The sequence below is a fragment of the Lysinibacillus sp. BSL11 genome, assembly GCF_052928325.1.
Genome location: NZ_JAVGCX010000015.1, coordinates 65,308 through 79,908, shown reverse-complemented (window position 1 = coordinate 79,908; position 14,601 = coordinate 65,308). Strand labels below are relative to the sequence as shown.

The following is a 14,601-nucleotide window of genomic DNA, read 5'->3' as shown; positions in this document are numbered from 1 at the left end:
TTACTTATCCTCCTCTAACATTAAAGATAGTAGTTCTTGTAATTCTTCACTAGAAAGTCCAGCGGTTTTCGCTATTTTTGCTGCCTTTTGCAAGTGCCCCTCTACCTGCCTTAATAGCTCCTCACGTAGAAAGTCTTGATTTCGTTCTGTGACAAAGCTCCCTTTCCCAGCGACTGTTTCAATGAAACCATCTCGCTCTAAATCAGCATAGGCACGTTTAGTGGTCATCACACTTATTTTTAAATCCTTTGCTAAAGCGCGGATAGACGGTAGTGCATCACCTGCCTGTAATTTATTAGCTAAAATAGCCTCTTTGAGCTGTATGGTGATTTGCTCATAAATAGGTTTTTCACTCGCATTACTTAAATGGATATGCACAAATCATCACCTCTTATAACTGTATATATACACTATATACAGAAGGCGGTGAAAATGCAACATATTCGTACTTTAGGTAGGGGTCACGATTTGCAAAAAGTCCGCATATATTGAGGTAACGGCTCAAGGAGGGAGATGAGGCATGCTACTATCTGAGATGGTGGATAAGGAGTTAATTCAAATTGAGGGTGGCGTACATTTTGGCATCCTGGCACATACAGAATGCCTATTAGATGTGCAAACAGGGAAAATACATGGTTTTGAAATTGTGAAAGATAAACTACCATTCCAAAAAAAGAAAATGAAAGTTAGTGAAATGATACCTTGGCACGAAATTATTTTAATTGGTGAAGATCGTATTTTATTTAATAAGACATCTACAGTACAGTCAGAATATTTACAGTGAGGTGAGCTTTTGGAAAACGAAAAATGGCTTGTTATCGGTGAGGACTCCCGATTAAAGGAACTAGCTACAATGCTAAGAAGTCCATCGAGAACAGTATTTTATAAAAGAACGACCGTATGGAACGAAGAGTTAAATAAACTTGTTTTAGAATTCCAGCCTAATAAAATCGTATTACCTATTCTTCCATTAAAAATAGAAGTTGAGCAGCTCTATGGTATATCACAAGTGAAATTTTATACGGGTCGATTAACAATGCATTGGAAGCAATTACTAGAGAAAAATGAATCTATTTGCTATTTACAACAAGAATCATTTATTTGGCAAAATGCTCGATTAACAGCGGAGGGATTTATCGCCACGTTTTACGGACTCGAACAAAAATGTATTTACGGACAAAATTTCACAATCGCAGGTTTTGGTCGCATTGCAAAAATGCTCGCCTCTTTACTAGTTAAGATGGGTGCAAATGTTCATATTGTTGCACGTTCAGTTGTACAAGTGAGTGAAGCAAAAGCTTATGGTTATAAAGCCACGAATTTAGATGATCGCCAATGGTCTATTACAGATGGCATTTTTATTAATACAATTCCTGCTAAATGGATTACAGAGTCATTTATAGAGCATGTTCCAACTGTTTTATATGACTTGGCATCAGAACCAGGATGTTTAGATATAGATTCTGATCAATTGCAAACATATGTACTATTGCCATCATTGCCTGGGAAATACTTTGCACATGATGCTGCTACAATATTGTGCAAGGCAATAGAGGAGGAAGAAAATTGTTAACGGGGAAACGAATTGGCTTAGGTATTACTGCTTCTCATTGTACGTATGAAGATGTAGTACCTAAAATCCAAAATTTTATTGATGTCGGAGCAACAGTTATTCCAATCATTACCCATTCCGTTTTACATGCAGCTACACGCTTTGGTACAGGTGAAGAGTGGATTGCCAAAATAGAAGCTTTGACAGGAGAAAAAGTTATTTCTTCTATAAAAGAGGCGGAGCCATTTGGCCCATCCAATCCATTAGATGCAATGGTCATAGCCCCCATGACAGGCAATAGCATAAGTAAATTTGCTAATGCAGCAACAGATAGTCCTGTGTTAATGGCAGCAAAGGCAACTTTGCGTAATGGTTCGCCTGTAGTTTTAGGTATTTCCACAAACGATGCACTAGGCTTAAATGGCATAAATATTATGAAGCTGTTAAATGCCAAAAATATATATTTTATTCCCTTTGGTCAGGATGCCCCTCACTCCAAACCAAATTCTTTAATTGCTGATTTTGAGCAAATGGTGGATACTGTTCATGCAGCAATTACGCAGAAAAAGCAATTACAACCGCTGTTGATACAATATTTCAAATAAATAAGAGATTACACACAATTTTCAGTATTTTTGTGATACAATAGCACACATTATGGAACATGTATTCAAGGAGAGATGACAGATGACAAAGCAGTTAACAGTTGCGGTTGTTGGGGCAACAGGTGCAGTAGGATCGAAAATGATGGAGCAGTTGATTAAACGTAAATTTCCGATTGGACATATTAAATTTCTAGCTTCTGCTCGTTCAGCAGGAAAATCAATCGAATTTAATGGGGAAACATATACAATTGAAGAAGCGACACCTGAGGCTTTCGAAGGCGTCAATGTCGCTTTATTCTCAGCTGGTGGTTCAGTATCAGCTGTGCTTGCACCAGAAGCAGCTAAGCGTGGTGCAGTAGTTATTGATAATACGAGCCATTTTCGTATGGATCCAGAGGTACCGCTTGTCGTGCCTGAAGTGAATCGAGGCGACTTAGCGAAGCATAAGGGAATTATTGCGAATCCAAACTGCTCGACAATTCAAATGGTAGCTGCACTTGAACCAATTCGTCATGCATTTGGTTTAACAAAGGTAATCGTTTCAACTTATCAGGCAGTATCAGGTGCGGGGATTTCTGCGATTCAAGAATTAAAGGCACAAAGCGAAAACTGGGATGCAGGTAAAGATGTAGAAGCAAATATTTTACCGTCTGGTAGTGATAAACGTCATTACCCAATTGCTCGTAATGTCATTCCACAAATCGATAAATTCACAGATAATGGATTTACATACGAAGAAATGAAAATGATTAATGAGACGAAAAAAATCATGCATGCACCAGAGCTAAAAGTAGCTGCTACTTGTGTTCGTGTGCCAGTCGTTTCAGGTCACTCTGAATCTGTTTATATTGAGGTAGAGAAAGAAGCGTCAATCCAAGAGATTTTCGAAGTATTACGCAATGCACCAGGTGTGGTATTACAAGATGATATTGCAACACAAACTTACCCAATGCCTATTTATGCAGAAGGGGAAGACGCTACTTTTGTAGGACGTATCCGTCAAGATTTAGACAACAGCAAAGGGTTCCATCTATGGATCGTTTCTGACAATTTATTAAAAGGCGCCGCATTAAACTCTATCCAAATTGCAGAAGCAATGCTTGAGGATAACTTACTATAAGAGGGGTGTAAGGATGAATTTAGGTCGAATTGGAACGGCAATGATTACGCCGTTCAAAAATGATGGCACGATTAATTATCCAGAACTAGAACGTATTATTAATCATTTAATAGACAATGGTACTGATTGTATTGTTGCTTGTGGTACGACTTCTGAAAACCCAACTATGTCTACAGAAGAGAAAATTGAAGTTGTACGCTTTACAGTTGAGAAAGTAGCAGGTCGCGTACCAGTTATTGCAGGTACTGGGGATAATGAAACAGCTTACTCTATCGCAATGACACATAAGGCAGAAGAAAATGGAGCAGACGGCATTATGCTTGTAGCTCCCTACTATAATAAGCCAAATCAACGTGGGATTTATGCTCACTTTGAAACCATAGCTAAACAAACGAGTCTCCCTGTTATGCTTTATAATGTTCCAGGGCGTACTGGGGTCAATGTTGCCTATGAAACTTCTGTTGCCTTAAGCAAGATTCCTAATATTGCTTGGATTAAAGAAGCGAGCGGTAACTTAGATCAGATGGGTGATGTTATTGAGAATGTTGATCCAGCTGATGATTTCTTAGTGTATAGTGGGGACGATGGTTTAACACTCCCACTAATGGCCATTGGCGGAGCAGGTGTTATTTCTGTAGCTGCCCATGTGGTAGGCAATGATATGCAATTAATGATTAAAGCGTTTGAAGAAGGAAATCATCAGCTAGCAGCCCAAATTCACAGAGCCTTATTACCTTTAGTACGTGCGCTGTTCGCTCAGCCCAACCCTTCACCGATTAAATATGCGATGACAAAATTAGGATTTGATACACTCAATGTTCGTTTGCCGATGATGGAAATGACAGATGAAGAGAAAGCTAATTTTGACCGAATTTGGGATACGTATCAAGAAAAAGCGAAAAGTTTTAGATAAATAGCAGCGAGGCTGATAGCATTTCAGCCTCGTTTTTTATATTTTATAAAATAAAAAGTATTTACCAAATTTGTAACTCGTCGTCCTTACAAATACTTATTTAGCTCTATTTATACAGGATAGCCAATTTTTGTTTTCCATCTGCTAGTAATAAGCAAATAGCAGGAAAATCTATTTCCAACGTGAAACATGTATTTTTAATTTGTGCAAAAGCTTTGCAAACCGTATAATAAATGTTAAGTGGTTGCTGTTCGGGATATTTTTTAGGAGGAAATAAATTGACAAAAAAGAAAAATGAATTAATCCGCATCATCCCTCTTGGTGGTGTAGGCGAAATTGGGAAAGCCATGTACGTAGTAGAAATTGATGAAGAGCTATTTGTGGTGGATAGCGGCTTAATGTTCCCAGAAGATGAAATGCTAGGTATAGATATCGTGATTCCTGACATTACTTACTTAGAAGAAAATAAAGAACGTGTGAAAGGTATTTTCTTAACACATGGTCATGAAGATGCAATTGGTTCTATTGCCTATGTATTACAAAAAATAAAGGCACCTGTGTACGGTTCGAAATTAACTATTGCATTAGCAAAGGAACATTTAAAAGAATTACCTGCACCACATCAAGTAAAGTTTTTTGAAGTAACAAACCGTAGTCGTATGAATTTTAACTCAACGTATGTAACATTCTTCCACACAACACATAGTATTCCCGATTCGTTAGGGGTAGTGTTCCATACATCTGAAGGCGCGATTGTTCATACAGGAGAGTTTAAATTTGATCAGTCAGCGACAGGTAAATTTAAACCGGATTTAGCAAAAATGGCACAGCTAGGTGAAGACGGCGTTTTCATTCTATTATCTGAGTCTTGTGAGGCTGAGCGACCAGGATATACGACATCAGAGATTGTCATTGAAGAACAATTATCCAAAACATTCCACTCAGCACCGGGTCGTATTTTAGTAGCTGTTTACGCATCGAATTTTATTCGAATTCAACAAGTATTTGCTCAAGCCCAGAAATCATTCCGTAAGGTTGTAATTGTGGGCAAACCATTGGAAAAAGCGGTTGATTTAGGCGTACAGCTAGGTTATTTAACAGTCGAAGAAGATACAATTATTCCGATCTCGGAAATGCAAAAATATCAAGATGATGAAATTATCATTATTGCAACAGGCAACAGAGGAGAACCTCTCGATGCTTTAGAAAAAATTGTCCGTAAGCACCATCGTGACATTAAAATTAAACAAGGTGACACGGTACTAATTACTTTTACACCTTCTCCTGGCATGGAAGTTCAAATGGCGAATACAATGAACTCTATGTCAAAAGCAGGCGCTGAAATTTTGACTTCTAGCAAAAATGTCCATGTTTCAGGACATGGTAGCCAAGAAGATTTAAAGCTGATGCTAAACTTGATGCAACCAAAGTACTTTATTCCCGTACAAGGAGAATACCGTATGCTAATTGCGCACTCTAAATTAGCACAACAGCTAGGTATGCAAAAATCCCAAATTTTTATCGCTGATAAAGGGGATATCGTAGAATATAAAAATAATAAAATGCGCATGAGTGGCCGTGTACAAGCTGGTAATGTCTTAATTGACGGTATTGGTGTAGGCGATGTAGGTAATATTGTACTTCGTGACCGTAAGTTATTATCTCAGGATGGTATTTTCATTGTGGTGGTAACATTGAATCGAGCACAAAAGAAAATTGCCTCTGGGCCAGAAATTTTATCACGAGGCTTTGTCTATGTACGAGAATCAGAGGAATTAATGATTGAGGCTTCTGACATAGCGAAGAATGTAATTGAAAAGTACGTTGGGAAAGAAACCTTTGAATGGACGAACATTAAACAAGAAATTAGAGATACGCTAAATACGTATTTATTCCAAAAAACAAAACGTCGCCCAATGATTATTCCTATTATTATGGAATATTAATTGAACAAGCTCATCGTATATGCTTTGAGGAAAAAATAAATGAAAAAGGATTTTCTCCCAATTGCGGTGGAAAATCCTTTTTTTGAAATATTCAAGTTCTACATGTGATGATTCGCTACATATATAGAATGGATTGCAGAAGAAGGTGAATTAGATGGCAGTTAGTAAGAGAAAAAAAGTTACTAAAAGTAAAGCGACAACAGAAAAAAAAGACATGCATCCGCTTATGTACGAAATATTAGGGTTGCTCTTAATTGCATTAGCAGTCATTATGATTTTTGAATACGGCATGATCGGGCGGATTCTACAAACAATCGCCATGTTCCTTTTTGGTAATTTACATTTTGCTGTTCCATTTATGCTTATATTTGTTGCATTGTTAATGATGATTGGTCGTAAAAAAGTTGGGATAAAGGATCGATTAATACTTGGCATGTTCCTCATTGTTATGAGCTTAACGATTTTTAGCCATGGCATATTATTTGAACAACTATCCAAATCAGGTGGTCTACTATCTGATTCTGTGCTACGTGAATCATGGCGAATTTTGATTAATACAGAAGGTATCATTCATCGTAGTAATGCTTTGGGAGGGGGCATGATTGGTGCCCTACTCTTTAGCGGGCTTCATGTGCTGTTTGAGGCCTCAGGGGCAAAAGTTGTTGCTTGGGTTATTTTCTTTATTGGTTTAATACTTGTCACTGGTAAAGCATTAGTGCCTTATTTAGCAGAAAAAACGCCAGATGTATTTGGGAAATGGAAAAAAAAGCACCGAGATAAGAAAAAAAATACACCCAAGAAACAAAATAATCGTCGTTCAAGAGTAGAGAGTGGGGATGAAGTAGCAGCCGTTAATCAATCTATAGATATGCCAGAACAAGAAGAAATACCACATGAACCGATTATTTCTGCTTTCACACAGAATGTTTCACAGGAAAGAGAAGTACTGGATACAACTCACTTGGTGGAAAATGAACTAGAAGAAGCAACGGATGATGTCCAGATTCAGGGTACAGATGCAGTAGAAAATGCAGATTATCAGCTCCCATCATATAATTTATTACAATTACCACCACAACATGATCAAAGTGGTGAATATTCAGTGATTCAAGCAAATGCCAAAAAGCTTGAACAAACATTACAAAGCTTTGGCGTAAAGGCAAAGGTGACACAGGTGCATTTAGGTCCTGCTGTTACGAAATACGAGATTTTACCAGATATCGGAGTGAAAGTAAGCAAAATTGTCAATTTGCAAGATGATCTTGCATTAGCATTGGCAGCTAAAGATATTCGTATGGAAGCGCCAATTCCTGGGAAATCTGCGATTGGTATAGAAGTACCTAATAGTGAGGTAGCCATTGTAACACTTCGTGAGGTATTAGAATCGAAAGATGGTGCTAAGCCTGAAGCATTATTACAAGTAGCATTTGGTCGTGATATTACAGGACAAGCTGTATTAGCAGAGCTCAATAAAATGCCACATTTACTTGTAGCTGGTTCTACAGGAAGTGGGAAAAGTGTGTGTATAAATGGCATTGTTGTTTCCATACTAATGCGTACAAAACCGCATGAAGTGAAGCTCATGATGATAGACCCAAAAATGGTTGAATTAAACGTTTATAATGGGATTCCACATTTATTAGCGCCTGTCGTAACGGATGCACGTAAAGCTTCTCAAGCACTGAAAAAAGTGGTATCTGAAATGGAACGTCGCTATGATTTGTTTTCTCATACAGGTACAAGAAATATTGAGGGCTATAATGCACATGTCCAAAAGGTTAATGATCAAACAGAGGAAAAGCATCCAAAGCTACCTTATATTGTGGTTATTGTAGATGAGTTAGCGGATTTGATGATGGTCGCATCAAGTGATGTAGAGGATTCGATTACACGTTTAGCACAAATGGCAAGGGCGGCGGGCATTCATTTGATTATCGCCACACAACGACCAAGTGTAGATGTTTTAACAGGTGTCATTAAAGCAAATATTCCATCCAGAATTGCTTTTGCAGTTTCTTCCGCGATTGACTCAAGAACAATTTTAGACATGGGTGGGGCTGAACGCCTACTGGGTCGTGGTGATATGCTATTTTTACCAGCCGGGGCTTCGAAACCGAAAAGGGTGCAGGGTGCCTTTTTATCAGATCAAGAGGTTGAAGCTGTTGTGAATTTTGTTATAGAACAGCAAAAAGCTCAGTATCAGGAGGAAATGATTCCTACTGAAGAAGAAACCATTTTAGAGGAAACAGATGATTTATATGATGAAGCAGTCCAATTAGTTGTCAATATGCAAACAGCATCTGTCTCTATGCTTCAACGTCGCTTCCGTATTGGTTATTCAAGAGCTGCACGTATTGTTGATCAGATGGAGCAACGCGGTATTGTTGGGCCTCCGGAGGGCAGTAAGCCTCGTCAAGTACTTGTTCACCAATACGATAACTAAGCAAAAAATGAAGATGAAAATGGTGAGAGAAATTGTGTTTTTGTCCAAATATTTGCAGATAAAATAAAGAAAGAATGAATTCTATAACAGATTTTACTCAAAACTGTTTATTTCATTCTGCAAAAATGTTATATTTATGAACGATTAGTAGGAATGTTGTACATCAGATGTCTGATCTCTGATTTTGGTGGTGATATATGTGACTATTAAAGCAGATCATCGTCATCTCTATCTTCAAGTAATCGATCGTTTAAAATCTGATATCGAGGCTGGCATTTTTAAAGAAAATGAAAAGCTGCCTTCAGAATTTGAATTATCGAAATCACTAGGAGTCAGTCGAGCAACACTTAGAGAAGCACTTCGACTGTTGGAAGAGGAAAATGTGATTGTGCGCCGACATGGGGTTGGGACTTTTGTCAACCCGAAGCCGTTGTTTACATCAGGCATCGAGCATTTATCTAGTATTTCTTCTATGATCGAGGCAGCAGGTATGGAGCCAGGTTCGCGTTTTTTAAAAGCGACTGAGCATGTGCCTTCTGAGGAAGATTTAAAACGCTTCCAAAGTGATGGCGACGATAAAATACTCACGATTGAACGTGTCAGAACAGCGGATGGTGAGCCAGTAGTATACTGCATAGACAGGCTACCTGCAAGCTTCCTGCCTACTGACTTTGTCGAAAAAAAAGAAGTTTCACTGTTCTCTGCACTTGAGCAATCTGGCAAAATTCATGTAGCTTATGCTGTAACCTATATTGATCCAGTTGGGTATCATGAACAAGCCTCACCGATTTTAAATTGTGGACGTGAGACAGCTCTTTTAGTGTTAAAGCAATTGCATTATGATGATCATGATCAAGTAGTGCTCTATTCAAAAAATTATTTCCGAGCTGATAAATTCAGCTTCCATGTAGTTCGTAAACGGGTGTAGAACATTTCTAAATTTTTTCCTGCTAATTACAATACCTTTGGGGGGTTAATTAAATGAAAAAACGTAAATTTGGTTTAGTATTAACATCAGTATTAGCGGCAAGTGCTATTTTAGGTGCTTGTGGTACGAAAGACGATGAAAAGCCAGCGAAAGAAAATGACAATGCTTCAGGTGGCGAAAGCACAGAAGAAGCTTTCTCAGTAGCGATGGTTACTGACGTAGGTGGCGTTGATGACAAATCATTCAACCAATCTGCATGGGAAGGTGTACAAGCTTACGGTAAAGAGCACGATTTATCAAAAGGTGATGGTGGTTTTGACTACCTACAATCAGCTTCAGATGCTGACTATGAAACAAACTTAAACAACTTAATTCGTCGTGACTTTAACTTAGTATTTGGTATCGGATTCATGATGGCTGATGCAATTGATGCAGTTGCTTCTGAAAATCCAGATAGCCACTTTGCATTAATCGATGCTGAAGTAGAAGCAGACAACGTAGTAAACGTACTGTTCAAAGAGCAAGAAGGTGCTTTCTTAGCAGGTGTTGCTGCAGCGAAAACATCTAAAACAGGTAAAATCGGCTTCGTAGGCGGCGTTGATATTCCAGTTATTAACCGTTTCCACGCTGGTTTCGTTGAAGGGGCTAAAGCAGTAAACCCAGATATCGATATTCAAGTAAAATATACTGGTGCGTTTGATAAAGCAGATCTTGGTAAAATTACAGCGAACAGCATGTATTCTTCAGGTGTAGATGTAATCTTCCACGCTGCTGGTGCAACTGGTAACGGTGTATTCTCTGAAGCAAAAGAGCGTAAAGCGAAAGATCCAAATGCTGATGTATGGGTTATCGGTGTAGATGCTGACCAATACGAAGAAGGTAAAGTTGACGATAAAACAAACGTTACATTAACTTCTATGTTAAAAGGTGTTAATACAGCAGTTGTAGATATTTCAAATAGAGCGAAAAATGGTGATTTCCCAGGTGGCGAAACACTTGTTTATGGTTTAGCTGAAGATGGCGTTAAACTTGCAGATTCTCGCGGTGCGATTCCAGAAGATGTACAAAAAGTAATCGACGAATATAAAGAAAAAATTGCTAAGGGTGAAATCAAAGTTCCAGAAAAAGTGGAAAAATAATTCATCTTTTGATCATCATAAGGGACTCTTAGAAGGACCTTATGATGATTTTTCAATCTATCGTTATATTTAGATTATTCGCAATACTCTATTTAGCTAGATTTATAGGAACCTTATAGAGGTAGTAATTATGATTTGAATAATGATGGTAACAAGTTAATAGAAGAAAGGTTTCTAACGATGACCTTTCCTGTATTAATTTAGCAAAACATCTACCTCTATAGGTGGGATATTAAATCGGTAATAAAATATAGCCTCTAGTAGAAAATTTATTACTGGACGTATGGCTTATCTGTACCATCCATCATGTAGCAGCAGATACTATACGCTAAGATGAAAATACTTAATAATAGTGCCTATTAAGGGAGTGACAAATTTGGATTATGTGATTGAAATGCTAGGAATCCGTAAAGAATTCGGTAATTTCGTGGCGAATAATAATATCACCCTCCAACTGAAACAAGGCGAGATTCATGCATTGCTAGGTGAAAATGGTGCAGGTAAATCGACTTTGATGAACGTCCTTTTTGGTTTGTATCAACCAGAGGGTGGCGAAATTCGTGTACGTGGGAAGGCTGTAAAAATTACAAACCCGAATATTGCCAATGATTTAGGGATTGGCATGGTGCATCAACATTTTATGTTGGTAGAAAACTTTACGGTAACAGAAAATATCATTTTAGGCACTGAGCCTACTAAAATGGGAATTGTGAATATAAAAGATGCGGCTAAGAAAGTACAAGCACTTTCTGAAAAGTATGGATTAGATGTTGATCCGACCGCCAAAATCGAGGATATCACGGTTGGTATGCAACAGCGTGTAGAAATATTAAAAACATTGTATCGTGGTGCCGAAATTTTAATTTTTGATGAACCAACTGCATCATTAACACCGCAAGAAATTACCGAATTAATTCAAATAATGCGTCGTCTTATCGCAGAGGGTAAATCCATTATTTTAATTACGCATAAGCTAAAAGAAATTATGGAAGTTTCAGACCGTGTGACGATTATCCGTAAGGGAGAAGGGATTGGCACTGTTGTAACCGCTGCCACAAATCCTGATCAGCTTGCTGAGATGATGGTTGGACGTCAAGTTGAATTTAAAACGGAAAAAACGGATGCGACACCGACTGAAGAAGTGCTTTCGATTGAGAACTTGGTTGTTACAGACTATCGAAATATTGATAAAGTTAAAGGTCTTAATTTAAATGTTCGTAAAGGTGAAATCGTAGGTATTGCTGGTATTGATGGTAATGGTCAATCCGAGTTAATAGAAGCCATTACAGGTCTACGCAAAATTAAAAGTGGTAAAGTCAAGCTGAATGGTAAAGATATTACTAACATGAAGCCTCGTAAAATTACAGAGGAAGGCGTAGGACATATTCCACAAGACCGTCATAAGCATGGATTAGTTTTAGATTTCCCGATTGGTCATAATATTGCATTACAAACTTATTACCAATCTCCAATAGCGAAGGGCTTTGTGATGGACTATAAAAAGGTGTCAGAGAAAGCTCGTCAAATCATTAAAGAGTATGATGTGCGTACTGGTAATGGGGAGATGACACCAGCTCGTGCATTATCTGGTGGTAACCAACAAAAAGCAATTATTGGTCGTGAAATTGACCGTAACCCTGATCTATTAATTGCTGCTCTACCAACACGTGGACTTGACGTAGGAGCTATTGAATTCATTCATTCTCGTCTAATTGAGCAACGTGATAAAGGGAAAGCCGTTTTGTTAATCTCATTTGAATTAGATGAGGTGATGAATGTTTCGGATCGAATTGCTGTTATCTATGATGGACAAATTGTCGATGAGTTAAATCCGAAAGAAACGACTGAACAAGAGCTAGGCTTACTAATGGCAGGACAAAGTAAAAAAAATATAAAGCGTGATGCGAAGGAGGGGAACGACTAATGTCAAATCGTGTCATTAATATCCTCGTTCCTATCATCTCTATCATTATCGGTTTAATTGTAGGGGCTATCGTTATGGTAGTCAGTGGCTATGACCCAGTGCAAGGTTATATCGCTCTTTGGACAGGTATTTTTGGAGATTCATATTCAATCGGGAACACAATTCGTCAAATTACACCATATATTTTAGCAGGTCTTGCGGTAGCATTTGCATTCCGTACAGGGCTCTTCAATATCGGTGTTGAAGGTCAGCTAATTTTAGGTTGGTTGGCCGCTGCTTGGGTAGGTTATGCGTTTGAACTTCCTAAAATCATTCACTTACCATTAGCATTGCTTGCGGCAGCTGCTGCAGGTGCATTTTGGGCCTTTATTGCAGGTTTCTTAAAAGCGAAATTTAAAGTTCACGAAGTTATTGCGACAATTATGCTGAACTACACTGCACTTTATATTGCAAATGCAGTAATTAAGAAATTGTCCGATGGCAGCTTTAAAACAGAACGTATCCACGAGTCAGCTTCTTTACGTTCTCCGTTTTTAAGAGAGCTTACAGACAATTCAAGTCTTCACTATGGGATCATTGTTGCACTTTTAATGGTAGTTGTGATGTGGTTCATTTTAGAAAAAACAACACGTGGCTACGAGCTAAAAGCAGTAGGTTTTAACAAAAATGCTGCTGACTATGCAGGTATGAGTGTCAATAAAAATATTATTTTAGCTATGACGATTTCTGGTATGTTTGCAGGTCTTGGTGGTGCGATGGAAGCTTTAGGGACATTCCAAAACGCATCCATTAAACCTGGCTTTACGGGAATTGGTTTTGACGGTATCGCCGTTGCCCTACTTGGTGCCAATACACCACTTGGGGTAGTGTTTGGAGCATCCCTTTTTGGTTCTTTAAAATATGGTGCATTAAATATGCCAAATGCTGCGGGTATTCCAGAAGAAATCGTATCCATTATTATTGCGTTGATTATCTTCTTCGTTGCATCAGGCTATATTATTCGAGTAGGCTTACAAAAGCTGAGCAAGAAAAAGGAGGGACAATAACATGAGCTTTTTAGAAATGTTATATTTCATCATCCCTTCAGCGATTCTTTATGCGACACCTTTGATTTTTACGGCCATCGGTGGGGTATTCTCTGAACGCTCTGGTGTTGTCAACATCGGGCTAGAAGGCTTAATGATTGTCGGTGCTTTTGTTGGTATTTTTGTCAATTTAGAATTCGCTTCATCATTAGGGGCAGCAACAGTTTGGGTGGCGATGCTAGCAGCTGTTGTGATTGGTGCTGTGTTCTCACTTTTCCATGCTGTAGCTTCTATTTCTTTCCGTGCCGATCAAACGGTATCAGGGGTAGCTATTAACTTACTAGGTTTAGCTGCAACTGTATTCTTAGTAAAAATGATTTATGATAAAGGTCAAACAGATATGATTGACCAACCGATTCGTCGTTTTGGTGTCCCTTACTTAGAGGATATTCCGTTCTTCGGTCGTTTACTGTTCCATGATGTTTACAGCACATCTATTTTAGCGTTTGCTGTAGCATTCGGGGCATGGTTTATCATTTATAAAACGCCATTCGGCTTGCGTTTGCGTGCTGTGGGTGAACATCCAATGGCAGCAGATACAATGGGTATAAATGTAAATAAAATGCGCTATATTGCCGTGATGATTTCTGGGGCATTAGGTGGTCTTGGTGGTGCAGTGTATGCACAAACAATTACACACGACTTCTCACACGCAACAATTGCTGGTCAAGGTTTCATGGCTATTGCCGCAATGATTTTCGGGAAGTGGCATCCAATTGGAGCACTAGGTGCAGCCCTATTCTTCGGTTTAGCACAAACATTAAGTATTGCAGGGAATCAAATTCCGCTAATCGAGAATGTTCCAGCAGTTTATCTACAAATTTTACCGTATGTGTTAACAATTCTTGCTTTAGCAGGCTTTATTGGGAAAGCAAACGCTCCAAAAGCGAGTGGACAGCCTTATATAAAAGGTAAACGCTAAGAAAAGCATTTTAAGGACTGGGCA

Annotated in this window: 13 protein-coding genes; 12 read left to right on the top strand and 1 reads right to left on the bottom strand. The window is 38.4% G+C overall.

Going from position 1 to position 14,601, the window contains the following annotated elements; all coding sequences use genetic code 11:
* Nucleotides 1-378, bottom strand: a complete 378-nt coding sequence (locus RCJ95_RS17955; RefSeq protein WP_004224968.1) for a GntR family transcriptional regulator — start codon at nt 376-378, stop codon at nt 1-3.
* A 142-nt stretch (nt 379-520) separates the two neighbouring features.
* On the opposite strand from RCJ95_RS17955, the gene RCJ95_RS17950 reads away from it, so the two are divergent.
* The 12 genes from RCJ95_RS17950 (at nt 521) to RCJ95_RS17895 (ending at nt 14,577) form a co-directional block, all read left to right on the top strand.
* A complete protein-coding gene (locus tag RCJ95_RS17950) occupies nt 521-784 on the top strand; it encodes a hypothetical protein (RefSeq protein WP_004224966.1) in 264 nt (87 codons plus the stop codon).
* A 9-nt stretch (nt 785-793) separates the two neighbouring features.
* Complete coding sequence (locus tag RCJ95_RS17945; protein ID WP_004224963.1) at nt 794-1,573, top strand: NAD(P)-dependent oxidoreductase; 780 nt, start codon at nt 794-796, stop codon at nt 1,571-1,573.
* Entirely contained in the window at nt 1,567-2,157 is a 591-nt protein-coding gene (locus RCJ95_RS17940) for a dipicolinate synthase subunit B (RefSeq protein WP_004224962.1), read from the top strand. Before RCJ95_RS17945 ends, RCJ95_RS17940 begins: the two co-directional genes overlap by 7 nt.
* An 82-nt stretch (nt 2,158-2,239) precedes the next feature.
* Entirely contained in the window at nt 2,240-3,277 is a 1,038-nt protein-coding gene (locus RCJ95_RS17935; protein ID WP_004224956.1) for an aspartate-semialdehyde dehydrogenase, read from the top strand.
* 13 nt (nt 3,278-3,290) lie between these two features.
* Nucleotides 3,291-4,190: a 4-hydroxy-tetrahydrodipicolinate synthase gene (gene dapA, locus RCJ95_RS17930; RefSeq protein WP_257521310.1), complete on the top strand. Its 900-nt coding sequence runs from the start codon at nt 3,291-3,293 to the stop codon at nt 4,188-4,190.
* Nucleotides 4,191-4,468: 278 nt separating this feature from the next.
* On the top strand, nt 4,469-6,136 hold the full coding sequence (locus RCJ95_RS17925; RefSeq protein WP_004224952.1) for a ribonuclease J: 1,668 nt from the start codon (nt 4,469-4,471) through the stop codon (nt 6,134-6,136).
* Between the two features lie 154 nt (nt 6,137-6,290).
* On the top strand, nt 6,291-8,579 hold the full coding sequence (locus RCJ95_RS17920) for an FtsK/SpoIIIE family DNA translocase (RefSeq protein WP_320939026.1): 2,289 nt from the start codon (nt 6,291-6,293) through the stop codon (nt 8,577-8,579).
* Between the two features lie 199 nt (nt 8,580-8,778).
* A complete protein-coding gene (locus RCJ95_RS17915; protein WP_036080379.1) occupies nt 8,779-9,507 on the top strand; it encodes a GntR family transcriptional regulator in 729 nt (242 codons plus the stop codon).
* 53 nt (nt 9,508-9,560) lie between these two features.
* The gene (locus RCJ95_RS17910) at nt 9,561-10,646 is read left to right on the top strand and encodes a BMP family lipoprotein (RefSeq protein WP_221682736.1); all 1,086 of its coding nucleotides are present in this window, start codon (nt 9,561-9,563) and stop codon (nt 10,644-10,646) included.
* Between the two features lie 376 nt (nt 10,647-11,022).
* On the top strand, nt 11,023-12,570 hold the full coding sequence (locus RCJ95_RS17905; protein ID WP_257521312.1) for an ABC transporter ATP-binding protein: 1,548 nt from the start codon (nt 11,023-11,025) through the stop codon (nt 12,568-12,570).
* Nucleotides 12,570-13,616, top strand: coding sequence for an ABC transporter permease (locus RCJ95_RS17900; protein WP_004224945.1), 1,047 nt, complete (start codon nt 12,570-12,572; stop codon nt 13,614-13,616). Before RCJ95_RS17905 ends, RCJ95_RS17900 begins: the two co-directional genes overlap by 1 nt.
* Nucleotide 13,617: 1 nt before the next feature.
* A complete protein-coding gene (locus tag RCJ95_RS17895; RefSeq protein ID WP_048391533.1) occupies nt 13,618-14,577 on the top strand; it encodes an ABC transporter permease in 960 nt (319 codons plus the stop codon).
* Nucleotides 14,578-14,601 lie beyond the last annotated feature (24 nt).